General features: G+C 70.1%; 16 protein-coding genes and 1 pseudogene. 8 read left to right on the top strand and 9 right to left on the bottom strand.

The annotated features are described in order from the left end of the window. Nucleotides 1-210: 210 nt before the first annotated feature. The 4 genes and pseudogenes from AC07EQ_RS28255 (at nt 211) to AC07EQ_RS28240 (ending at nt 6,995) form a co-directional block, all read left to right on the top strand. Nucleotides 211-2,886, top strand: coding sequence for a P-loop NTPase fold protein (locus AC07EQ_RS28255; RefSeq protein WP_478390899.1), 2,676 nt, complete (start codon nt 211-213; stop codon nt 2,884-2,886). 1 nt (nt 2,887) lies between these two features. Beyond that, nucleotides 2,888-4,642 carry an extracellular solute-binding protein gene (locus AC07EQ_RS28250; RefSeq protein WP_478390898.1) on the top strand — a complete coding sequence of 585 codons (1,755 nt, stop codon included), beginning with the start codon at nt 2,888-2,890 and terminating at the stop codon, nt 4,640-4,642. A 4-nt stretch (nt 4,643-4,646) separates the two neighbouring features. Then, nucleotides 4,647-5,162 (top strand): hypothetical protein, encoded by a 516-nt coding sequence (locus tag AC07EQ_RS28245; RefSeq protein ID WP_478390897.1) that lies wholly within the window; start codon nt 4,647-4,649, stop codon nt 5,160-5,162. 409 nt (nt 5,163-5,571) lie between these two features. Next, a pseudogene (locus AC07EQ_RS28240) lies at nt 5,572-6,995 on the top strand (MFS transporter). Between the two features lie 78 nt (nt 6,996-7,073). Here the strand turns inward: AC07EQ_RS28240 and AC07EQ_RS28235 are convergent. Next, nucleotides 7,074-7,919: a TauD/TfdA dioxygenase family protein gene (locus AC07EQ_RS28235; RefSeq protein WP_478390896.1), complete on the bottom strand. Its 846-nt coding sequence runs from the start codon at nt 7,917-7,919 to the stop codon at nt 7,074-7,076. A gap of 183 nt (nt 7,920-8,102) precedes the next feature. Here AC07EQ_RS28235 and AC07EQ_RS28230 point away from each other — a divergent pair, with 183 nt between their 5' ends. Continuing rightward, entirely contained in the window at nt 8,103-9,131 is a 1,029-nt protein-coding gene (locus tag AC07EQ_RS28230; protein WP_478390895.1) for a methyltransferase, read from the top strand. Between the two features lie 23 nt (nt 9,132-9,154). Here the strand turns inward: AC07EQ_RS28230 and AC07EQ_RS28225 are convergent, their stop codons facing one another. Genes AC07EQ_RS28225 through AC07EQ_RS28210 form a run of 4 tightly spaced genes read right to left on the bottom strand, consistent with a single transcriptional unit; the run spans nt 9,155 to nt 13,515 of the window. Further along, entirely contained in the window at nt 9,155-10,453 is a 1,299-nt protein-coding gene (locus AC07EQ_RS28225; RefSeq protein ID WP_478390894.1) for an FAD-dependent oxidoreductase, read from the bottom strand. Continuing rightward, entirely contained in the window at nt 10,450-11,433 is a 984-nt protein-coding gene (locus AC07EQ_RS28220) for a UbiA family prenyltransferase (protein WP_478390893.1), read from the bottom strand. Before AC07EQ_RS28220 ends, AC07EQ_RS28225 begins: the two co-directional genes overlap by 4 nt. Nucleotides 11,434-11,435: 2 nt before the next feature. Beyond that, nucleotides 11,436-12,443 carry a polyprenyl synthetase family protein gene (locus AC07EQ_RS28215; protein WP_478390892.1) on the bottom strand — a complete coding sequence of 336 codons (1,008 nt, stop codon included), beginning with the start codon at nt 12,441-12,443 and terminating at the stop codon, nt 11,436-11,438. A gap of 1 nt (nt 12,444) precedes the next feature. Continuing rightward, nucleotides 12,445-13,515, bottom strand: coding sequence for an aminotransferase class I/II-fold pyridoxal phosphate-dependent enzyme (locus AC07EQ_RS28210; RefSeq protein WP_478390891.1), 1,071 nt, complete (start codon nt 13,513-13,515; stop codon nt 12,445-12,447). Between the two features lie 618 nt (nt 13,516-14,133). Between AC07EQ_RS28210 and AC07EQ_RS28205 the strand changes: the two genes are divergently transcribed. Together AC07EQ_RS28205 and AC07EQ_RS28200 are read left to right on the top strand one after the other, a co-directional pair. After that, on the top strand, nt 14,134-15,810 hold the full coding sequence (locus tag AC07EQ_RS28205; RefSeq protein WP_478390890.1) for a prenyltransferase/squalene oxidase repeat-containing protein: 1,677 nt from the start codon (nt 14,134-14,136) through the stop codon (nt 15,808-15,810). Nucleotides 15,811-15,879: 69 nt separating this feature from the next. Continuing rightward, on the top strand, nt 15,880-17,076 hold the full coding sequence (locus AC07EQ_RS28200) for a cytochrome P450 family protein (RefSeq protein WP_478390889.1): 1,197 nt from the start codon (nt 15,880-15,882) through the stop codon (nt 17,074-17,076). A gap of 127 nt (nt 17,077-17,203) precedes the next feature. Here AC07EQ_RS28200 and AC07EQ_RS28195 read toward each other — a convergent pair whose 3' ends face one another. Beyond that, entirely contained in the window at nt 17,204-18,115 is a 912-nt protein-coding gene (locus tag AC07EQ_RS28195; protein ID WP_478390888.1) for a glutaminase, read from the bottom strand. Nucleotides 18,116-18,591: 476 nt separating this feature from the next. Here AC07EQ_RS28195 and AC07EQ_RS28190 point away from each other — a divergent pair, with 476 nt between their 5' ends. Beyond that, nucleotides 18,592-19,317 carry a hypothetical protein gene (locus AC07EQ_RS28190; RefSeq protein ID WP_478390887.1) on the top strand — a complete coding sequence of 242 codons (726 nt, stop codon included), beginning with the start codon at nt 18,592-18,594 and terminating at the stop codon, nt 19,315-19,317. A gap of 12 nt (nt 19,318-19,329) precedes the next feature. Here AC07EQ_RS28190 and AC07EQ_RS28185 read toward each other — a convergent pair whose 3' ends face one another. The 3 genes from AC07EQ_RS28185 to AC07EQ_RS28175 all read right to left on the bottom strand — a co-directional run bounded on the left by AC07EQ_RS28185 (nt 19,330) and on the right by AC07EQ_RS28175 (nt 22,199). Further along, on the bottom strand, nt 19,330-20,130 hold the full coding sequence (locus AC07EQ_RS28185; protein WP_478390915.1) for an alpha/beta fold hydrolase: 801 nt from the start codon (nt 20,128-20,130) through the stop codon (nt 19,330-19,332). A gap of 373 nt (nt 20,131-20,503) precedes the next feature. Continuing rightward, nucleotides 20,504-21,073 carry a TetR/AcrR family transcriptional regulator gene (locus tag AC07EQ_RS28180; protein ID WP_478390886.1) on the bottom strand — a complete coding sequence of 190 codons (570 nt, stop codon included), beginning with the start codon at nt 21,071-21,073 and terminating at the stop codon, nt 20,504-20,506. A gap of 103 nt (nt 21,074-21,176) precedes the next feature. Then, nucleotides 21,177-22,199 carry an Lrp/AsnC family transcriptional regulator gene (locus AC07EQ_RS28175; protein ID WP_478390885.1) on the bottom strand — a complete coding sequence of 341 codons (1,023 nt, stop codon included), beginning with the start codon at nt 22,197-22,199 and terminating at the stop codon, nt 21,177-21,179. Nucleotides 22,200-22,238: the final 39 nt, after the last annotated feature.

Below are 22,238 nucleotides of genomic sequence, written 5' to 3'. Positions count from 1 at the left end.
CTCCTGGAGTCACGGCGGCGTGGGGCCGTTCGGTTCAGAGCTTCTCTCGGGTGGTTTCCCGCAGCCGGGGCCGGTCTTCGCCGATCAGCAGCCGCCACACCCCGTTTCCCCTGGTAGGGCCGTGATGCGGGGGCTGCGTGGCGAAGACGTTGCCTTTCTTCCCGAATCCGTGTGTGTTCGGCCTTGATCGCGATAGTGTCGATGATCACCATGACGAGCACTCCGGAACCGTTCGCGGGCCATCGCGGCGCCGTTCGCGCCATCGCCGTTTTCCCGGACGGCCGCAGGTTCGTCACCGGCGGCGACGACACCGTGGTCCGGGTCTGGGACCTGCGCACCGGCGTGCTGCTGCACAAGCACTCCGAGCACGAGGACGCCGTGCTCGCCGTCTCGGTCACCGCCGACGACCGAGTCGTTTCGTGCGGCCGGACCGCGACGGTCGACTGGGCGGTCCCGAACCGTGGGACCTCCCCCGCGCGGCACCGCGTTCGCGTCACGGCGGCCGCCATCTCGCCCAGCGGCGACGCCGTCGCGGCCATCGACCTCGCGGGAACCGTCCTGCAACCGCCCGACGGCAGCAGCTGGCCCAGCGGGCACCGGCTCGTCGAGAGCATCGCGGTGACCAGGAACCGGCAGGTCGTCACCGCCGGCTCCGACCCGCTCATCCGCATCACGGACTGGTCCGGCGAGGAACTGGGCCGGCTGAACGGCCACGCGCCCGGCAACGCCGCGGTGGCGGCTTCCCCCGGCGGCACGCGCGTTGCCTGCGCAACCCTGGACGGCGTGCTCTGCTGGAACCGCGGGCAGAAGGAAAGCACGGTGCAGCTGACCGGCTGCGAGGACGTGGTCGCGGTGACCGTGACGCACGACGGACGGCAGGTCGTCGCGGGCGATTTCAACGGCGGGGTCTGGGCCTGGGAGCCGGAGCGCCCCACCCAGCCGATGCAGATGCACGGCAGGCACGACGGCGCCGTGCGCTCCTTCGCCGTCACGCCCAACAGCAGGCTGCTCATCAGCGGGGCCGAGGACGGCTCGATCCGCGTCTGGGACCTGACGACGGGCGGCCCCGCGGATCCCGGCACGAAGCAGCGACCGCAGGCCGGGCTCGCCAGCGACCAGGAGAGCGACGAAGACCTGCTCGACTTCGCCGACGACGTGCGCGGCCTCGCCGAGCTCGTCCTCGACCGGGAAACCAGGCCACCGCTGGCGATCGCACTGCTCGGCCGCTGGGGATCGGGCAAGTCGAGCTTCCTGCGCCAGCTCGAGAAGAACGTCGAACGGCTCGCGAAGGAAGCCGGCCGGAATCCGGCGCGCAGCGTCTTCGCGACGGCGGTGCGCCAGGTGCGCTTCGACGCGTGGCACTACAACGACGACCACCTGTGGGTCGGGATCGTGGAGCACCTGTTCGCCACCCTCGCCGAACCCGTGCCTCCCGACGCCGATGACGTCCGCACCGAACGCACCACCCTCCGCAAGGAGCTCCACTTCCTCGAAGAGCTGGCCGATCCCGAGGCCGGCCCGGGCCGGCGGCTGAGTGCGCGCATGCGGCTGTGGTGGGCGAAGCTCGTGCTCCGGCGTGCTCGTCTCGCATGGGCGGCCGGAATCGCACTGCTGCTCGGCGCCGCGACCGGCCTGGCGGTGTGGCTGACCGGCGGCGCCGTATGGGCGTGGCTCGTGGGCGCGGTGAGCACCGTGCTGCCGATCATCGAGCTGATCACCACGACGTGGCCCACGGCCCGGCGGCTCACCGCGGGCGACTCCCCGAACCTGGACAGCCGCGTGCGGGACACCAAGATGCAGCTCGCGAAGCTCGACGCCGCCCAGGAGCTGGCGCTGGTGATCGAGGAGGCCCGGTCCGGCGGTTACGAGCAGTACCGCGGGTTGTTCGGCCGCGCGCACGCCGATCTGCGCAGGCTCAGCGAATCCGCCGAGAAGGCGTTCGCGGAGTGGGATCAGGCCGACGAGCAGCAGCGGGCGGCCTCCGCGGGTTCGCCGCCGCTGGAACGGGTCATCCTCCACATCGACGACCTCGACCGCTGCTCGCCGCGCAAGGTCGTCGACGTGCTCGCCGCCGTGCACATGCTGCTCGCGCTCCGGCTTTTCGTCGTGGTGGTCGCGGTGGATCCCCGGTGGCTGCGGCGTTGCCTGGAGCAGTACCACTCGGAACTGTTCGGCGGCCACGCCGATGGGGAGGACGGCGCGACGCCGCTGGACTACCTCGACAAGATCTTCCAGGTGGTGTTCGGCTTGCGCCCCATGGGAACCGAGGCCGAGCGGTTCGTCGAGGCGCTCGTGCCGACCGAAACCGCGTTGCCGACGGCACCGGCGCCGGACGCCCCGCGGTCGGGCGGTGCCGGCCCGGAGATGTTCGAGCCGGACCGCGCGAAATCGGCCGAACCTCGGCCGGAGTCGCCCGATCCGCAGCCGGAGAAGCTGTGGCTGCAGACCGACGAGCTGGAGTTCATCCAGCGGCTCCGCCCGCTGCTGGCCACGCCCCGCGCGGTGAAGCGGTTCGTGAACCTCTACCGCCTCGTGCGCACGACCGTCCGCGACGAGAAGGACTTCATCCGCACCGGGGAGTACCAGGCCGTTCTCGTGCTCCTGGCGGTGCTCGTCGCCGCACCGGAAGGATGCCGGGCCCTCATCGCGATGCTGCGCGACCCGAGCCACGCGGGGGAAGTCGTTGCGCTGGTGGAGGAACTCGCCGCCGCCGAACAGTCGGCACGAGTGCGCGACATCTGGACGAGGCTGCTGGGCGTGCTGAGCCGTGGGCCCGCGGTGCACGGGAATCCTTCGACCTACCGCCGCTGGGCGGGTACGATCGCTCGGTTCAGCTTCGAGACCTGGGACCTGACCGAGCCTCGCACGAAATCTGGGGAGGACTGACGTGGCTCGACTCGTTCAACGACGCCACGTGCTCGGCGGGATCGCCGGTGTCGCGCTGGCCGGCGCGGCCGGCGCCGTATCGCTGTCCACCTCGACCGGATGCAGCCGGACGGAGACCATCCGCGTCAGCTCGTCGTCGGAGAAGGCCGCCCTCATGGCGGAACTCATCAGGGAGTACAACGACGCGCACCGCGCGGTGGGCGGTCTGTGCGCGCGCGTGGAGATGAGCGCGCTCACCTCGGGGAAGATGAAGAACCTGCTCGCCGAGGGCGCGAAACCGCCGGAGGTGTGGCTGCCGACGTCGTCGATGTGGTTGCGGCTGCTCGAACACGAGGGCCACGGCGGCCTGCTGGTGCCGGGCGCCCGGTCGATCACCAGGAGCACGCTGGTCATCGCCATGCCGGGGTCGGTGGCCGCGGCGCTCGAACAGCGCAACAGGCCGCTCAGCACGTGGGCCGACGTGCTCCAGTTGGCCCAGTCCGGGTGGTCCGACTACGGAAAGCCGGACTGGGACGACTTCATCCTCGGCCGGGACAACGCCGAGACCTCGACCTCCGGCTTGGCCGCCACGGTCGTCACCTACAACGCGGCGCCGGGCGAGCTGACCCGGGAACGGCTGAACGCCGTCGAGGTCCAGCAGTTCGTGCGCGACATCGAGCTGTCGGTGTCCAACTACGGCGACGAGGCCGTGCAGTACATGCAGACGATCTACGACCAGGAACAGCGCTGGGACAGCAACGACCCGGCCTACCGGCCGTACCTCGACGCCGTCGTGATCCAGGAGCAGATGGCCTACGTCTACAACCTCGGCGCGCCGACCGGTGACCCCGGTCAGCTCAACAGCCAGGGCCCGAAGAACCCGCTGCGCGCGGTGCACCCGCGGGACGGGACGCTGGAGCTCGATCACCCTTTCGTCGTCATGTCCGCGGCGACCGGCGAACAGCGGGCCATCGCAGAGGACTTCTACCGGTTCCTGATCGAGCCCGACCAGCAGAAGCGCTTCGCCGACCTCGGCTTCCGCTCCCTCGAGGACGCGACGCGGCCGACCGATCAGCTCGAGCGAACCCTCCACGTGCCGGCCGATCAGCAGCTGGCCTTCGTGCCGCCGCCCGACGGCCGGTTGCTGGCGGCGATGCTGGAGAGCTGGCAGAACGTGCGCCGCAAGGCACGCGTTCTGCTGCTGCTCGACCTCTCGGGGTCCATGAAGGAATCCGTCAACGACCCGGACACGAACCAGGATCCGTCGAAGCTGCAGCTGATGATCCCGGCGGCCCAGCGGGCGCTGGACCTGCTCAACGTCGACGACGAGGTGGGCCTGTGGACGTTCTCGTCGAACCCGTCCGTCGTCAAGGTGGTGGCGGTGTCCCGCGTCGGTGACGTGCGCGAGGGGCTCAAGGCCAAGATCCAGGGCCTGACGGCGGTCGGGGAAACGGCGTTGTACCAGGCGATCGATGAGGCGTACCAGACGATGACGCGAGAGGCGAACCCGGATCGCATCAACGCGATCGTGCTGCTCAGCGACGGCGCGAACACCGAGCCCTACCCCGGCGGCGCACCGGCACTGCTGGCGAAGCTCGACCCGCAGGCCCGGGAGACGCCGATCCCCATCTTCACCATCCCCTATGGACAGTCGGGGGACGAGAACATCACAACGCTGCAGGAGATCTCCAGGATCACCAAGGCCACGTACAACGACACGACCAATCCCCTGGACATCGACCAGACGTTTGAACGCGTCTTCCGGAATTTCGGGTGAGCACATGTCGTTTCCAGAGCGGTTCCGCGATCGGGTGGCGGTCGCCGAGGCGGTCCTCTTCGGATTGCTGAGCGGGATCTTCGCGCTGTGGTGGCCGTGGCCGTGGCTGGCGGCGGTCGTCGGTCCGGCGATCGCCGTCGTGGTGTTCCTGATCGCGACGTGGCGCAAGCTCGCGCCGGCCCCGCCCCGGCCGGACCACACCGAGTTCGACATCGAGGAACGGGTCCGCGTCTGGGCGAGGAACGCCGGCGACAACGCCCGCGGGCACGCCGACCGGGCCGTCGAGCTGGCCGGTGACATCGTGATCCTGAAGTTCCAGTGCGAGCGGGCCATTCAGTTCGTCGAAGACGACTCTGCGCGAGCAGAGGCGGCGAAGCGGCTGCGCACGATCGTCGACTTCGTCGAGACGCGCAAGCACGCCCCGGAACAGGCGGTCGGGTGGGACGTGCTGGTGAGACACCTCCGGACGGCCCAGGAAGAGCTCAAGGGAGAACTCGCGAAACTCCCCCGGAACTCGTGAACAGCGAACGGTCCGGCTCCGCGCGGGGTCCAGGGTCCGCAATTTCCATTGAAATCGAACCTTCGATTTCAATGGAAATTGCGGCGGACCCCGCGCGGAGCCGGCTCGTTCGCCACGTCGCATCCCGGCAGGAGCTCAGCCGCTGGCGACCTCGCCCGCGGCGGGCACGTCCTCCGGCAGCAGCCGCCGTCGATCGGTCGATGTGCAGGCATCTGCAGGCTGAATCCCATACGGTGCAACAACAACGGATCCCACGCAGGCTGTACCGGACACCAGAGAAAACGCCATTCCTGTCCAGGAAAGACGGGCGCTACCGGCATGATCGCGATACTTCGGTGGTCGAAGGCTTCGTGGTACCCGCCGGACTCCGAGTCGCCCGACCGCGCAGACGATGGGAGCTCATCCGACCATGACCAGTGCCTCCAGCACTCCTCCCGTCGCAGCCCCGCAGGTGCGGTCGGGCACCGTCGTACCGGTGCTGGCGTTCAGCGGCATCGTCGTCTCGCTCACGCTGGCCCTGATGATCCCGCTGGTGCCCAAGCTGCCCGGGATGCTGAACGCGAGCGCGGCGGATGCCGTGTGGGCGATCACCGCCGCGCTGTTCGCCGCGGCCATCGCCACGCCCACCGTCGGCCGGCTCGGTGACATGTACGGAAAGCGGCGGATGCTGCTGTTCAGCCTCGGGATGCTGGTGCTGGGCTCGGTCGTCTGCGCGCTGTCGAGCGGGCTCGCCCCGATGCTGGCCGGGCGGGTGTTGCAGGGCTTGTCCGCCGGCGTGATCCCGCTGGGCGTCAGCATCATGCGCGACGAGCTGCCGCCGGAACGGCTCAGCGGCGCGACCGCGGTGATGACCGCTTCCCTCGGCGTCGGCGCGGCGCTGGGGCTGCCCGCGGCGGCGTTCATCGCCGAGAACGCCGACTGGCGCACCCTGTTCTGGGTGGCCGCGGCCCTCGGCGCCGTCGGAGCAGTGCTCGTGATCTCGCTCGTGCCGGAGTCTCGGGTCCGCACCGGCGGGCGGTTCGACCTGCCGGGCGCGGTGGGCCTGTCGGTCGCGTTGCTGTGCCTGCTGCTGGTGATCTCCAAGGGCGCGGGCTGGGGCTGGACCGGCGGTTTGACTCCCGGGCTGCTCGTCGCCGGGCTGGCGGTGCTGGCGGTGTGGGGCTGGTGGGAACTGCGCGCGCCGCAGCCGCTGGTCGACCTGAGCACCACCGTGCGCCGTCAGGTGCTGCTCACCAACGTCGCTTCCGTGGTGTTCGGGTTCGCGATGTTCGCGATGTCCCTGGTCGTCCCGCAACTGCTGCAACTGCCCGTGGCCACCGGATACGGGCTCGGCCAGTCGCTCCTCGTGGCGGGCCTGGTGATGGCGCCGAACGGGCTGATCATGATGGCGATGGCGCCGGTGTCGGCGCGGATCTCGCGGACCAGGGCCCGAAGGTCACGCTGATGGCCGGCGCGCTCGTGGTCGCCATCGGGTACGGCTTGAGCCAGGTGATGATGTCGAGCATCTGGCAGCTCGTGCTCGTCTCCAGCATCGTCGGCGTCGGCGTCGGACTCGGCTACGCCGCGATGCCCGCGCTCATCATGGCCGCCGTGCCGGTGTCCGAGACCGCGGCGGCCAACAGCCTCAACACGCTGATGCGCTCCATCGGCACCTCGCTGTCCAGTTCGGTCGCGGGGGTCGTGCTCGCGCACCTGACGATCGACCTGGGCGGCGCGGCGGTCCCCTCGCTCGACGGGTTCCGCGTCGTGCTGACCATCGGCGCGGTCGCCGCGCTCTTCGCCCTGTTGATCGCCGCCTTCCTGCCCGGTTCCGCGCGTTCCGCGGACCGGTAGCCCGGTCGGAACCCCACCGTTGGTTTCAACAGTGGGGTTCCGCAGGTGGCGCCCCGGCCGATGCCGTCATGCCCCGTTTCAGGCTTGCTTCCGGAAGTCGGCCGCAGTGACTCCCGCGTCCGCGAGGTGCGGCCAGCGCGGCTCGTCGCCCTTCGGTTCGTCACCCAGGATCGTCACGCGGTGCCCGACACGGCGTTCGGTGTAGTCGTTGACGGCATAGTGCTGGGTGGCCCTGTTGTCCCACACTGCGATCGCGCCCGGCCGCCAGCCGAACCGGCAGATGTTCTCCGGGCGCTCCGCCACGGTGAAGAGATGTTCGAGCAGCACATCGCTTTCCGCCCGGCGCAGCTGCGGGATGTGCATGGTGAACATCCGGTTCACGTACAGCGATCGCCTGCCGGTCACCGGATGCACGCGCACCACCGGGTGCTCGGCCTCGAAGGAGGTGCCGTTCGGGTGCGTGAAGGCGTGCACGGCCGTCAGCCCGTCCAGGAAATCCCTGAGCGGCGCGGAGAGGTTCTCGTAGGCCAGGTACTGGTTGCTCCACATCGTGTCGCCGCCACGCGGCGGGCACTGCACGATCTGCAGGATGGACGCGACCGGCGGGTTCGCCTGGAAGGTCAAGTCGGTGTGCCAGACGTCTGCCTTCGCGCCCTGATCGGAGTCGAGCACCACGATCTCCTGGTGTCCGTCCATTTTGGGCAGGAACGGATGAACCTCCAGTTCTCCCAGGAAACGGCCGAAGTTCTTGTGCGCCTCGGCGGAGAGCGGATCGGCCTCCGGGAAGAACAGCACGAGATTCTCCATGAGCAGATCGTGCAACTGCGCGAAGGATTCCTCGGTCAGCTTCTCCAGATCCAGGCCGCGCACCTCGGCGCCCAGTGCGCCGGAAACGGGACGTACGTCGATGTCGTTGCTCGCCATTGGACGATCACCTCAATTTTTCCTTGTGTATGAGCACATTCCTGGCATGCTTGCGCGATCCCGCACCGGGATGTCCGATGCGGCTCTCCGCGTGATCGCGGTCGTTGACGCGACGACCGTCGGCCGGTAAGGATGGAAAGACGGAGGCGGTCGGGTCTTCAATCCGAAGGGAAACAAGTGTCCATGGATTCCGCGGAATCGAAAGTTGCTGTCACCGAGACAGGTCTCGAACTGGCCAGACTCATCGATCTGGCAACACCTTTCGCCATTCGCGTCGCGGTGACGCTGCGGTTGCCGGAACTGGTGTCCGGGGGCACGACCGGACTCGGTCCGCTCGCGACCGCCACGGGAGCACACCGGGAATCCCTGGCGCGGCTGCTGCGCCACCTCGTCCACATCGGACTGTTCGCCGAGACCGAGCCGGGCACCTACGGACTGACGGCATTGTCCCGGCAGCTGCTCTCCGAGGACGGCAAGTGGTTGCGGGACTGGCTCGACCTGGAGGGGCCGGGCACCCGGATGGACCTGGCGTTCAGCGGCATGCTGCACTCCATCCGCACCGGCACGTCGGCCTACGGCACCGTGCACGGCACCCCGTTCTGGGACGACTACCAGCGAAACGACGACCTTCGGCGCTTCTTCGGCGGCGTCATGGCCGCCTACGCCTGGCAGACCGGACCGGTGCTGGCCGCGGAGTTCGACTGGACGCGGGTGCGGACCGTCATCGACGTCGGCGGCGGGCACGGCGCCCTGCTCGCCGAGGTCGTCCGGGCCAACCCGCACCTCCGCGGCGAGGTGCTCGATCTGCCGGCGGTCGCCCCGGAGGCCGGGCAGTTCTTGACCGAGGCGGGCGTGGCAGGGCAGATCTCGTTCGTGCCAGGCAGTTTCTTCGACCCGCTGCCGCCGGACCGGGACGCCTACCTGATCTCCCGCGTGCTCACGGACTGGAACGACGAGGACGCGGTGCGGATTCTGCGGCGCTGCGCCGAAGCCGCCGGCGACAGCAGCCGGGTACTGGTCGTGGAAGTTCTCGCCGGCGACGACCACGCCAAGCAGAACACCTCCTTCGACCTGCAGTCCCTGGTGCTGCTGGGCGGCCAGGAACGCACCGTCGCGGACTTCGAGGCGCTGGTCGGCAAGGCGGGGCTGAGCCTGACCCAGACCCGCACCTGGCCCGGTGGCCTCGTCGTCGTGGAGTGCAGCCCGCGATAACGCCCCTGGCCCGGCGCCGGTCCTCATGCCCATCCGGGCCGGCGCCGGGCCAGCGGATCCGGCAGCAACCCGAGCTGGCAGAGCCGGTCGAACGGCGAAAGCCGGTGCAGGCCGAGACCGGCCAGGTTGTGCATGACGGTGAAGCTGAGCCGCTGGTTGGCGCCGGTGTTCCGCAGTGCCCGCCGGCCGATCGTGCGGCCCACCCACGACAGGTCGGTCAGCATGCGCGCGGCGTTGTGGCTGATCTTGCCGATCTGGCGCAGTTCGGGCAGGCGTCGGCGCTGGTACTCGCGCAACGCGATGTCCACATCGGACTCTTCGAGGGACTGGGACCGGTCGGCGATGCAGGTGCTCAGGGCGTGGGCGTCGTAGATGGCGCTGTTCATGCCTTGCGCCGCCATCGGATGCACCGAATGTGCCGCTTCGCCGACCAGAGCCATGCCGGGCGCGGACAGGCCGTCGGCCACGAACCGGGCCACCGGAAGCGTTTGCCGGTGGCGCAGACTGCCCCGCAACTGGCCCTCGAACGTCGCCAGATCGGGCAGTTCCGCGATCAGCGCGTCGCCCCAGGCCCGCATCGCGTCGTGCTCCATGCCCCGGAGCTCGTTCGGTTCCACCTGGACGTAGAGCCGGACCCGGTCCCCGGGCAGCGGGTAACGCATTCGCAGACCGCGGTCGGTGACATAGGCGGTCACCTCCGCCGCCGCGCCGGGCACGTCGGGGATGTCGAGGGCGACCAGCCGGTGCGGGTAGTCCTTCCGGTTCGCGTCGATACCCGCCGCACGCCGAAGCTTCGATGAAACGCCGTCGGCCGCGATCACCAGCGGTGCACGGATTTCGTGCGCACCTCCGCCTTCCCGCACGGTCACCCCGGTGATTCGTCCGGTGTCGTCGCGAACCGCCTCGCGGACCGTCACACCGCGGCGAAGCCCGACGGTCTCCGGCAGGCTTTCGGCAAGCGCGCCCAGGATCGACTCGTGGTCGGCCGACAGCAGCCAGTTGGTCGCGTCCGGCAACTGCGTGTAGTCCAGCGACATCCGGGCGTCGCCCCGGCCCTCGCAGGCGACCAGCGCGGAAAGCCTTACCGAGCCTTGCTTTTCCAGGCGTTCGGTGACCCCCCACGCATCCAGGATCTTCAACGCCCCGGGCTGCAGCACCTCGCCCTTCGGTATCCGGGGCACCCTCGGTTGCTTCTCGACGACCTCGACCCGCAGCCCCAGTCCACCGAGCGCATGTGCGGCGGCCAGGCCGCCCACACCCGCCCCGCAGACCACGACGTCTGCACGCTCGGTGCCGACTTCCTCGAAAGCGGGAGAGCTCATGTCGGCTGGGTCTCCTTGTCGTCGGCGGCGATTTCGTGTTTCGACCGCATCACGGCCTGGGTCCACAGGCTGAAGACCAGCACCAGGACGAGCAGCGAGGCGACCGTGACCGCGGGGACGGTGCGAGCGAGGACCGCGCTGGCGAGAACGAGGCGTTCGGCGACCAGGAGCTCATGGGCCCGCAACGCACGGGCCTGGCTCAGCGTCGGCGCCAGCCACAGCAGCGGCAGCACCGCGACCAGGCCGACGCAGGCCGCTGCGGTGAGCAGCACCGGGTAGCCGGGCCGGTGCGGCAGCAAGAGGCCGAATGCGGCGGTGACGATCGCCGCGACGTACAGAACCGTGATCAGCCGGGTGGCGTAGCGCATCCCGTTCCGCACAGGCACCGACCGGTAACCGGCGGCGCGATCGCCGTCCACGTCGCGGAGCGTGCCGACCAGATTGGACGCCGTGTCATGCAGCAGGAAGACCACGGAGAACCCGACCGCCGGCCAACCGGGCAGCGGATCGACGACCATGGCGCCGAGCAGGAAAGCCAGCGCGGTGATCAGGCCGCGCACCAGGTTCCCGGAGAGACCACGGGCCTTGCAGAACCTGCTGTAGGCCACGATTCCGGCCAGTGCCGCGACCACCAGCAGCAGCGTCCGCCAGTTCGCCCAGGTCAGCAGCGTCGCCGCGCCGACCGCGAACCCGATGCCGCAGGCGAGCGCGGTCCCGGCCGGCAGCCTTCCGGACGGGATGGGGCGCTGCGGTTTCGCGACCCGGTCCAGGTCCCGGTCGAAGTAGTCACCGAGGTAGTGCCCGGACAGCCAGCCGAACGCGGGCCCGCATCCGGCGATGACGAACTCGGCGAGCCCGGCGGCGCCGCCGACACCGGCGCCCGCGACGCCCACGAGCACCGGATAGCAAAGCGTGTACGGCCGGCAGGTCTGCACGTGCGCCCACAGGCTTCGGCGCGCTCGCTCCCATCGGTCGCGCATGGCTACCGGTTCCGGTCGATGGACAGATCGGCGATGGCCAGCATCTGCTCGACCGCCGCTGTCCCCGGCAGGTCCGCGATGCTCTCGCGGGCCCAGGCGATCTCCTCGGCGGCGCGCGCCCGGCTGAGGTCCAGCGCTCCGGTGGTGATCAGGAGCTCCCGCATGAGCCGGTGCGAATCCGCGACCGGCAGCCGGCCCGACAACGCCTCGGCGAACCGGCGCCGGTCGCCGTCCCCGGCGGCCTGGTAGCCGACGAGCACCGGGAAGGTGGGGCGCAGATTGGCCACGTCGCTGGTGGCCGGCTTGCCCGTCGTCGGGGAATCGGCCAGATAGGGCAGCAGATCGTCGAAGATCTGGAAACCCACGCCGAGATGCTCGGCGTACCGGGTGACGGCGTCGGCGTGTTCGGCGGTGGCGCCGCCGAGGATCGCCCCGGCCCGGCAGGCGCCCCGGAACAGTGCGCCGGTCTTGAGCGCCACCATTTCCTCGTAGTCGCCGACAGGGCAGTTCAGATCGCCGGCCATGCCGGCTTCCCGGACCTGCCCCCGGCACACATCGGATCCCGCGGTGGACAGGACCCGGGCCGCCTCGAGCACGGCGGCCGGCTGCACGGCCGTGCATTCGAGGAGTGTGCTGGTCATGTTCAGGAGCAGGAAGTCGCCCGTGACCAGCGCGTCGGGCATGCCGTAGTGGGCGTGCACGGTGGGCCGGCCCCGGCGCAGGTCGTCATCGTCGATGATGTCGTCGTGCACCAGTGTGGCCACGTGCAGGTATTCCACGGCCAAGGCGGCCGGTAGCAGCTGTGCACTGTCGCCGCCGGTGGCGTCCGCCGAGGTGAGCAGCAGCATCGGTCGCAGCATTTTGCCGGGCGCCAGGAGTGCGTAGCCGGCCATCTGGTCGGTCCGCTCGGCGACCGCCGACCACCTTTTCCGCATCTCGCGGTTGAGCAGCCCGATCAGTTCCGGGGAGCCGAATCCGGTGGGCACCGCGTAGGTTCCGGTGTCGGTCATGTCAGGCGCTATCGACGGAAGCCGACTGCCGCACCTGGGAGTCGTCGCCCGGCGGTTCGTCGCCGTGCAGGAAACGCCCGGTGAGTTCGAGCAATGCGTCGTTGGCCTCGGGAGTGCCGACCGTCACCCGGACCCCGGCGCCGCCGGCGAGCGTGCGGACCTCGATGCCACCTTCCGCGCAGAAGCGCACGAACGACTCGTTCGCCTCGCCGAGCGTCAGCCAGTGGAAGTTGCCATGGCTGCGGGGCACCTCCAGACCGAGCGCGAGCAACTCCGCGTACACCCGGTCGCGTTCGGCGGCGACTTCGGCGCACTGCCTTCGCATCACCTCCTCGGCGCGCAGCGCGACGATCGCGGCATCCTGTGCCACGGTGCTGACCCGGAAGAAGTACGAGCCGGGCCGGAGTCCGGTGACGACTGCCTCGTCGGCGATCAGGTAACCGACCCGGAGCCCGAGCAGCCCGTGGGACTTGGAGAAGGTGCGCACCACGCAAACGCGCGGATCTTCGGCGGCGAGCCGGATGCCGTCGGCGATCACGGATCGATCGGCGAAATCGGCGTACGCCTCGTCGATCAGCACGAGGACGCCGGCGGGCAGGCGGTCCAGGAACGTCCGCATCTCGGCCTCGCCGAACACGGTTCCGGTCGGGTTGTTCGGATTGCACAGCAGCACGACCTTGGTCCGCTCGGTGACGGCGTCGGCCATCGCCGCCAGGTCGTGAGCGTCCTCCCGGAGCGCCACCGGCACCGCCGTGGCGCCCGCATTCCGCACCAGCAGCGGATACATCTCGAACGACGGCCACGCGTGCACGACCTCGCCGCCGCCCGCGAAGGCGGTGAGGAACTGCTGCAGGAGCGCCCCCGAGCCGGGACCGACGAACACCTGCGCGGAATCCAGCCCGAAATGTCCGGCGATCGCCCGCGTCAACCCGGTGGACATCGCGTCGAGCGTCAGGTTGACCCGACCGGATCCGTCCACAATGGCCTCACGCACTCCGGGCAGTGGTGCCGCGAAATTCTCGTTCAGGGACAATTGGTGCCGGATGGTGGTCACAGGCTGATCTCCGTTCATGACGTGCACACGTTCTCACCGCGCAAGCGGAATCCGGTCGCGGCCGATGGGACCGCAAGAGGCGAACAGGCTTGACCGAAACGGGATATTGATCTTGATTACTTCAGACCGGACGCCATCGTGTCAACGGTTCCGCGCCGAGAAGGGCGCGAACGGGCAACCGATGTTGCCCGAAAGTCCTTGAAGGTCCATCAAACTTGAAGATGCCTGCTTAGCATCACAGGTGAGCGGTGGCGGACCGATGTTGTACCGGCATGTGCGAAATCGCGGGTATACTACTGGAAAGCGGGTTCCGCGTGCTCCAGCCCCCGGACGCTCCGGTCTCGATCTGGCTCATTGCAGACACGTCGCGCGAAGACCTGGTCGATCCAGGAGTGATCGAGTACGGTGAACCACGCGCGAAATCGTTAGCGGACAACGCATTTCGCCCGAGATCCGCGACCGGTATCCGCGACCACGACGCCGACGACCTGCCCGATCAACAGGCCGTCACCTGGTCGGCGGTTGTGGCGGGCACGCGCACAGGTGCGGGTACCCACCGGTTCGAAGAAGCCCCTTCCGGGCCGCCGGGCCCCGCCACGAGTTGCCGAATACCACGACTGGGCTGGAGGAATCCGCATGACGACGGTGCAGGCCGACCCCGATCCGTTCACGGACTCGCTCGACGAGGCGATCCGTGAGGGTGCGGAGGCGCTGTTCCTCGCTCAGCGTGCCGACGGCGTGTTCGACTACAGCGAGGACAATCTGACCTCGACGCTGGGGACGGTCGGTGCGCTGTCCGCGCTGCATTACGCCGATCCGGACGGCAGTGCGGACTTGATCGCGGCGGGCGCCGGATGGCTCAGGCGGACGCAGAACGCCGATGGCGGCTGGGCGATGGTTCCCGGCCTGTCCAGCGAGGCGGGGCCGACGGCCGTCGGTTCGGCCGTGCTCCACCTGGTCGACCCGGTGGGCAGCGCCGGGTCGGTGGCGGCCGGGCAGCGCTGGATGACGGATTTCGGCGGCCTGGACGCGATCCCGCACCCCGAGGTCGTCTCGTGGTGCCGGCAGTACTACGGCTTCGTCGGCTGGCTGGCTCCCGAGGAGATGCGCCGCTTCCCGCTGGAGGTGGCGCTGTTTCCGGGCCTGTACCGCAGGCTGTTCGACCTGCGTGTGCCGATGGCGTTCGCGCTCGGCCTCGCCCAGGCCCGGCACAAGCCCCTCACCCGCTTCCAACGGGTGCTGGCTCGCCTCGGGGAGCCGAACGCGCTGACGGCGATCCGGCAGGTCTACGAGCACGAGGGCTCGACCGGGGCCTGGTGCGAGAACGCCTGGGTCACCGGCCTGGTCTGCACCGGCCTGGCCCGCGCGGACCTGGCGCCGGACATGGTCGAAGCCGCGGTCAAGTGGTTCCGCCGGACGATGGACCCCGACGGCTGGTGGCAGACCGGGCCGCTCGACGCGGCGTGGACGATGTACGCCGCGCGCGGTCTTGCCGAGGCCGGTTACGCCGACGACCCGAGGCTGGCCGCGTCGGCCGGGCTGTTCGTGCGCCTCCAGCAGCATCGCCCGTTCCTCGCGTTCGGGTGCCCGCCGGGCTACTGGGGCTGGGCGGGCACCGAGGGCTGGCCCTCGACCCTGGAGACGAGCGAGATCCTTTCCGTGCTGTGCCGGCTGCCCGGCGGGGGGCAGGCCACGGCGATCGAGCGCGGTGTCGACTGGCTGACCCGGTTGCAGGACACTCGCGGCTCCTGGGGGCTCTGCGTGCGCAACACCAAGGTCGCCAACAGCGGGCCGTGCCCGATGACCACCGTGCAGGCCGTTGACGCGCTGCTCGACGCGGGGGTCCCGGCGGATGACCGCCGGGTTCGCCGCGCGCTGGGCTGGCTCGCCAAGGCCCAGTTGCCGGACGGCGCCTTCGAATCGGTGTGGTACCGGCACCACACGATGGCCACCGCCGCCGTGCTCGAAACCTTCTCCAAAGCCGGCTTGGCGGACGATGGAACGGCCCGCCGCGCGAGGGCATGGCTGGAACGTGCCCGGCTGTCCGACGGTTCGTGGGGCGACGGGGCTGGTGCGTCCGCGACTGTCGAGGAGACCGGCTGGGCGATCTCGGGCCTGCTGGCCTCGGGCGCCGATCCGGCTTACGTGCGGCCTGGGGTGGGCTGGTTGCTGGAGAGGCGGACGCCCGGCGGTGGGTGGCCGGCGGAGAGCGTCCACGAGTACGTGCGCTACGTGAGCCGATACAGCAACCCCGCGTTCACGCAGGGCATGGCCCTTCGCGCACTCGGCCGCTACCGGGACGCGGTGCGCTGACCCCGCGCGTCTGCTTCCGCAGGTAATCCGACATCGCCGTACGGCGCACTCCACGGAACGGAGAACCCCATGACAGGTGCGACGCAAGAGGATTCCTTCACCGAGCACTACTGGCGAGACCCGCACGCGGCGCTCGCCGCGACGCGCGAGACCTGTCCCGTCCGCGAGGTCGACTTCGAGGGCGGACGGACCTGGCTGGTCACCCGCTACGACGACGTGCGGGCGGGGCTCGCCGACGAGCGGCTGGCGAAGGACTGTCGGTCCAGTCTGCCCGCCGAGGAACGCGCGTCCGCACCGCCAGGGCTGCCTGCCCCGATGTCGCACATGCTGACCTCGCTCGACCCGCCGGAACACACCCGGCTGCGAAGCCTGGTCACCCAGGCGTTCACCGCTCGCCGGATCGCCAGGCTGCGCCCGCGCGTCGAGGCCGTCGCCGGGGAACTGCTGGCGGGCCTGCCCGAGGACGAGCCGGTCGATCTTGTGGCGCAGTACGCGATCGTGCTGCCGATGGTGGTGATCAGTGAACTGCTCGGCGTCCCCGAGATCGATCGTGACGAGTTCGCGCGCCTGTCCACCGTCCTCATCGACGAATGCCCCGAGCCCGAGCTGGCGCGTGCCTCCGCCCAGATGGCCACCTACCTGGAAGGGCTGGTCGCGGCCAAGCGCGCCGCGCCCGACGACGCACTGCTCTCCGCGCTGATCTCGGCGTCCGACGAGGGTGACCGGCTCTCCGACCTGGAGATCGTGGCGATGGCCATGCTGCTGCTGATGGCGGGCCACGAGACCACCGCGGTGTTCATCACCAACAGCGTCGGCGCCCTGGTGGCCGACGACTCCGCGCGCGAGCGACTCGCCAGGCCCGAGTCGGCGCCGTCGCTGATCGAGGAGTTGCTGCGCTGGCTCTCGCCGGCCCTCAACGCCTCATTGCGGTTCGCCACCGAAGACCTGGAGATCGGCGGGGTCACGATCCCCAGGGGTGCATCGGTCACCCTGTCCACGGGTGCGGCCAACCGCGACCCGGCGCGGTTCGGGGATCCGGACGTGCTGGACCCGGACCGCAACACCACCGGCCACCTCGCCTTCGGCTACGGCATCCACCGATGCCTGGGTGCCGCCCTGGTCCGGCTGGAGGGCGAGGTCGGGCTGGCCGCCCTGTTCGATCGCTTCCCGCGACTGCGCATCGTGGCCGACCCGGCCGAGCTGACCTACCGCCGCAGCGTCCACGTGCACGCCCCGCGCACGTTGCCGGTAGTGCTCGGGGGCTGAGGCGCTGGGGCACCCCGTTCTCCGCCACACCAGAACGTGACCCGGCGGACACACCCTGCCACGCGCGCTTCGCAACGTGCGCGGAGATTCCGCGCGTCGGTCAGTGCCCGCCCGGCGGATCGTCCGGTCAGAAGACCGACCATCCGGTCAGCGTGGTGAAGTGATCGAGCGCGGCCACACCGGCCACGGAGTTGCCGCGCTTGTCCAGCCCCGGGCTCCACACCGCGACCGCGCACCGCCCCGGCACGATCGAGAGGATCCCGCCACCGACCCCGCTCTTGCCCGGGATGCCGACCCGGTAGGCGAAATCCCCGGCGGCGTCGTAGGTCCCGCAGGTGAGCATGATCGCGTTGATCCGCTTGGCCTGCCTGCGGGAGACCAGCTGCGAACCGTCCCGGCGGACACCGTGCGCGGCCAGGAACAACCCCGCCAGAGCCAGGTCACGGCAGCTCATCTCGATCGAGCACTGCCGGACGTAGTGGTCGAGCACGGTCGCCACCGGGTTGCGCATGTTGCCGTAGGACGCCATGAAATGGGTCAGGGCCAGGTTCCGGTCCGCGTGGGCCGCTTCGGAGGCGGCGACCTCCTCGTCGACCCGCAGAGCCGAATTGCCGCTCTCGGCGCGCAGGAACGCGAGCAGCTCCCCGGTGGCGTCGCCGACCAGGGAGATCAGCTCATCGGTGACCGTCAGCGCACCCGCGTTGATGAACGGGTTCCTGGGAATCCCGCGTTCGTGCTCCAACTGGACCAGCGAGTTGAAGGCACTGCCCGACGGCTCCCGGCCGACGCGCCGCCAGAGCGCCTCATCGCTGCCGGCCAGGACGAGTGCGAGGGTGAAAACCTTCGAGATGCTCTGCACCGAGAACGGCGTCTCCCAGTCACCGACCCCATGGACGCCGCCGTCGAGATCGGCCAGCGCGATACCGAAGTGGCCGGGATCGACCCGCGCGAGCGCCGGGATGTAATCCGCGACCGTCCCCGCCACGCGCAGCGGAGCGACCTCGTCCGCGATCCGTTCGAGCAGCTGACTCCATTCCACGAAGGACCATCATGTCATCGCCGCGACCAGCCCCCTACCCGCGGTGGCCGTTCACGGTCACCGCGGGTAGGGGATCCGCCTGTGCCACAAGCCGATCGGTGCCGCTGCGAGGACTTCATGCCGCGCTGCGCCGGCTGCATCGATCATCCGAACCGACGACGGTGCAGACCGGTCGCGCCGTCTGGGACAGTCCACAAAGGTCTCGCTCAGTGAGGACCGGCGCGCGCCCCGGCCTGGCGTGGACCAAGGCGACCGGCTCCGCGACGACCGCCCGGTGGTCCCGCAGTTTCAATTGAAACTGCGGGATCACCGCCGTCCGCACGGCGTGGGGTTCCCGAAACGGCCAGGTCGGCGGCGGCAAGATCCACCGTCAGCCACAGAGCGCCGGGCAAGTCAAGCCGCGCATTGCACGAAGGGCCGTGAGATTTAGCGCACCTGGACCACCGAGCGGCGCGGGTGTGCCAGGGTCTGGGCTCATGCTGATTGCTGAGCTCGCCACGTGGATCTCCGCAGGCCTGGCGATCGTGGCCGTCGGGCTCGCGGCCTGGCAGCTCTGGCTGGCCCGCCGCGCGGCCCGCGAAGCACTGGAACGAGCGGAGGCGATGCGCCGCCTGGCGGCGGCCGTGGAAAGCAACGCCGCCAAGGCGGCGGGGTCCGCGCAAGCCTCACGCGCGCAGGCCGAACGAGCCTGGGAGCAGGTGAAGCTGGCCGACCGGCAGCTCGAGGAGGCGCGGCAGGAGCGCCGGACCGCCACCCAGACGGAAGAGTGGGAGTGGGCCTACGCGGTGACCACGGTCGCCCGGGAGCTGGTCGACACGGGCCAGGAGCTGATCCGCAGCGCCCTGGACACCCAGGTGGCCCCGCACCACCGCGTCGCCGCGGAGCGCTACTACCGCCAAACCACCCGGCGCTGGCAGGAAACGATGATCAAGGCGGTGGCGCGAACGTCCCCGCCGCTGGAAGTGCAACAGCAGTTCGTCACGTTCTCCGACGTGCACCAACGCCTCCACGGCCACCTCGGAGTGCTGCTGCGGGCGGTCGAAACGAGCACGCTGACCGAAGGCGACGCGCTGACCAAGCAGATCCTGGGCCTGCGCCACGAGCTCAACAACGCGCACCGGAACCTGCAGCGCACGGTCAGCGCGAGCCTGACCGCCCCGGACAGCCCGACCCAGCAGATCTCCGCCGCACCCGGCAGCTAGACCGCCTTCGCGTCAGCGTGCTTCGAGGAGCGCCCTGAGCGCGCCGGCGAACTGCGCGGGGCGTTCGATGGGCCCGAGGTGGCCGCCGGGGAACTCGGTCAGCGGGAGTCCGAGCCCGGTGGCGAGGGCCGCGGCGGCCCGGTAGGGCAGCTGGCCCCGGGAGTCGATGCCGGCGACGGGGACCAGTCGCGGGCCCACCGCGCCGAGCGCGGTCAGGTCGACCTCAGCGGTGGTGAACGGCATCAGGACGTGCTCCAGGAACAGCGGTTGGAGCTCGCCGAGCCGGGAGAACAGCTCCAGCAGTTCCGGGGTGGGCGGTTCGGGGAGGGTCTCGGCGTAGCCGTCGAACCAGTCGCCGGGGTGGCGCAGGTCCGGGGAGTCCGTGCCGGGTTCCGGGGCCGTCATGGTCTCGGTCATGAGCCGGCCCGCTTCGTCCATCCCCTGGGTGCGCGCGGCCGTCCGGACCGCTTCGAGCGCGTCCCGGTAGCGCGCGGCGTCCGGCAGCAGGCCGAGCACCGGGGGCTCGTGGACGACCGCGAGGCGGAGGCGGTCCGGGTGGCGGGTCAGCAGTTCGAGGGTGGTGATGGCGCTGGCGCTGAAGGCGAACACGGTCGGCGGCTCGTCGAAGAGCGCCTCGATCAGGCCGAGGGTGTCCTCGGCGTAGACCTTCGGGTGCTGGTCGCCGTGCTCGGTGCCCGGCCGTGCCGAGGCCAAGCGGCTGGACATGGCGACGACGCGGTAGTGGTCGGCCAGGTGCGCGGCGATCCCGTCGAGGACGCCGGCGTGGCCGGCGCCGCCGGGCAGGAGCAGCAGCGGGGGTCCGTCCCCGCAGTCGCGGTAGTCGATGGGAGTGCCGTCGAGGGTGAGCGTTCCGGTGCGGATGGGTTTCTCCTAATGATCGTTCTTCATTTTATGAGCGTTTTTCATCCTGGTCAGCCCGCAACCACGGGCCGCAAAGCCGCACGTCGACGGGGTGTCGCATGCGCCGCAGGCGCATAGCCCACCCCCGCAACTGGCACCGCCGCGGGTTCACTGTGCCCACCCCTCCGGGGTTCTCCCGGCGAGGACGGCCCAGCCGCCGTGTATTGGCATACATAAGGGTGGGCACCCACAGACCAGGGAGCCTCTGAGGTTCCGCCACCCGCACCGCCACGCAAAACGAGGTTGGAAAAACCTCAATGGGTTTCTAGATCTTCGACCAGTTGGCCAGGGTGTGGTGGAGCGTGTCGACCGCCCGCCGCCATGAGACGTCGAGACTGTGGTCGGCGGTGAAGCCGCCGGTGGCCTCCAGGTCGCTGAAGCCGTGCAAGGTGCTGCGCAGCAATCGCACCGCGTCGGTGGCGTCGGGTTCGGAGAGGTCGTAGCCGCGCAGCAGCGCGTAGCAGACCTCGATGATGCGAGCCACGCCCGCCGATGCGGCGAGCCCCTCGGACGACACCGGGTACCGGGTGGCCGCGTAGCGGCCCGGATGCCCGGTCGCCATGGCCCGGTAGGTGTCGGCGAAGGCGATCAGGGCGTCGTAACGGGAGCGTCCCGCCACGGCCGCGCCCAGCGCGTCGGCCCATTCGGTGAGCGCGAGCAGCGCCACGCGCTCCTGCAGGTCGGCGAGGCCCCGGATGTGGGTGTAAAGGCTCGCGTCGCGGACGCCGAAGCGCTTCGCGAGCGCCGCCAGCGTCAGATTCTCGAAGCCGATCTCGTCGGCGAGGTCGGCGGCGGCGGACACCAGGGCATCCGGAGTGATCCTCTCACGCGGCATCAGGTTTCCTAACCTCCCTAGGATTGAACCTAATATACACAGGAAGAAAGAGAGTGCAACTAGGCCGGCGTCCGAGGCGCACCCGGGGTGATGGCGGGCGTGGTCAGCCGTTCCACATGGCCAGCGGGACCATGTCGCCGGCGAGGTCGCCGTCGTGCAGCAGGCGCCCCGCGCGCTTCACGTGGCGCAGGCAAAGGGCCCGGTCCACGATGCTCACCTGCGGGAACAGGTCGCCGAGCCGGCGCTCGATGAGCTGGAGCTCCTTCGGCCTGCGCAGCCACACGCTGAACAAGAGATTCGCCATGCCGCCGGTGATCCCGGCGCACACCCTCGTTTCGGGCAACGATGCGATCAGCGCGGCCGCCCCGGGCAGGTCGGCGGGCGGCACGTTCGCCCAGACCGTGGCCGACATCGGAACCTCGGCGAGCACCCGGGACACCTCGCAGCGGATGCCGACCATCCCGGACGCCAGCAACGCGTCGACGCGGCGGCGAGCCGTGCTGACGCTGATCCCCGCCCCCTTGGCGAGATCCGTGTACGACGCGCGCGGCTCATTCGCCAGCAACCGCAGCAGGTTTCGGTCGACCGGCCGGAGCGCCTGGATCGAGAAGCCCTTGCCGCCGGGCCGCGAGCGCCTGATCCGCTCCTGCTGAGCGGCATCGAGCCCGCCGAGGTTCCAGTCACCGCCCTGGGCGTACAGCTCCGTGACGACCTGCACCCGGGTGGTCTGCGCGCCCGGGATCCGCTGCAGGTCGCCGAGCAGGAACTCGGTCAGCTCGCCGAGATCGCCGACGATCACCGTGAAGTACAGGTCGCGTCCGCCGGTGACGTGCTCCGTGGTGACCACGGCCGGTAGCCGCGAGGCCTGCTCGGCCACCGCCAGCACCTGCCCCTGGGCGCAGTCGACCTCGATGAAGGCCATGCAGACCGGCTCCGGGTAGGACGCGCCGGGATAGCAGGTCAGCCAGACCGCCCCGGCATCGCTCAGGCGCTCCCAGCGCCGGGCCGCCGTCGCCGCGTCGATCTGCAGCACCTCGCCGACCAACGCCCACGGAGCGCGCGGGGCGATCTGCAGGGCGCTGATCAGATCCAGATCCAGTTCGTCGAGATTGGCAAGTTCGCGCATTCGATCTTCCTAAGAACCACTTTCCCGCAGCTTAGCCCG

This window comes from Saccharopolyspora sp. NPDC045839, assembly GCF_056431645.1.
Note: the sequence above shows the minus strand (reverse complement) of the source record. Positions and strands in the feature narration are given on the sequence as shown.

Excerpts from the sequence above, each read along its gene's own strand:
- AC07EQ_RS28255 (WP_478390899.1), top strand. The coding sequence starts at position 211 with ATGACGAGCACTCCGGAACCGTTCGCGGGCCATCGCGGCGCCGTTCGC.
- AC07EQ_RS28245 (WP_478390897.1), top strand. The coding sequence starts at position 4,647 with ATGTCGTTTCCAGAGCGGTTCCGCGATCGGGTGGCGGTCGCCGAGGCG.
- AC07EQ_RS28235 (WP_478390896.1), bottom strand. The coding sequence starts at position 7,919 with ATGGCGAGCAACGACATCGACGTACGTCCCGTTTCCGGCGCACTGGGC.
- AC07EQ_RS28230 (WP_478390895.1), top strand. The coding sequence starts at position 8,103 with ATGGATTCCGCGGAATCGAAAGTTGCTGTCACCGAGACAGGTCTCGAA.
- AC07EQ_RS28225 (WP_478390894.1), bottom strand. The coding sequence starts at position 10,453 with ATGAGCTCTCCCGCTTTCGAGGAAGTCGGCACCGAGCGTGCAGACGTC.
- AC07EQ_RS28220 (WP_478390893.1), bottom strand. The coding sequence starts at position 11,433 with ATGCGCGACCGATGGGAGCGAGCGCGCCGAAGCCTGTGGGCGCACGTG.
- AC07EQ_RS28215 (WP_478390892.1), bottom strand. The coding sequence starts at position 12,443 with ATGACCGACACCGGAACCTACGCGGTGCCCACCGGATTCGGCTCCCCG.
- AC07EQ_RS28210 (WP_478390891.1), bottom strand. The coding sequence starts at position 13,515 with ATGAACGGAGATCAGCCTGTGACCACCATCCGGCACCAATTGTCCCTG.
- AC07EQ_RS28205 (WP_478390890.1), top strand. The coding sequence starts at position 14,134 with ATGACGACGGTGCAGGCCGACCCCGATCCGTTCACGGACTCGCTCGAC.
- AC07EQ_RS28200 (WP_478390889.1), top strand. The coding sequence starts at position 15,880 with ATGACAGGTGCGACGCAAGAGGATTCCTTCACCGAGCACTACTGGCGA.
- AC07EQ_RS28190 (WP_478390887.1), top strand. The coding sequence starts at position 18,592 with ATGCTGATTGCTGAGCTCGCCACGTGGATCTCCGCAGGCCTGGCGATC.
- AC07EQ_RS28180 (WP_478390886.1), bottom strand. The coding sequence starts at position 21,073 with ATGCCGCGTGAGAGGATCACTCCGGATGCCCTGGTGTCCGCCGCCGCC.
- AC07EQ_RS28175 (WP_478390885.1), bottom strand. The coding sequence starts at position 22,199 with ATGCGCGAACTTGCCAATCTCGACGAACTGGATCTGGATCTGATCAGC.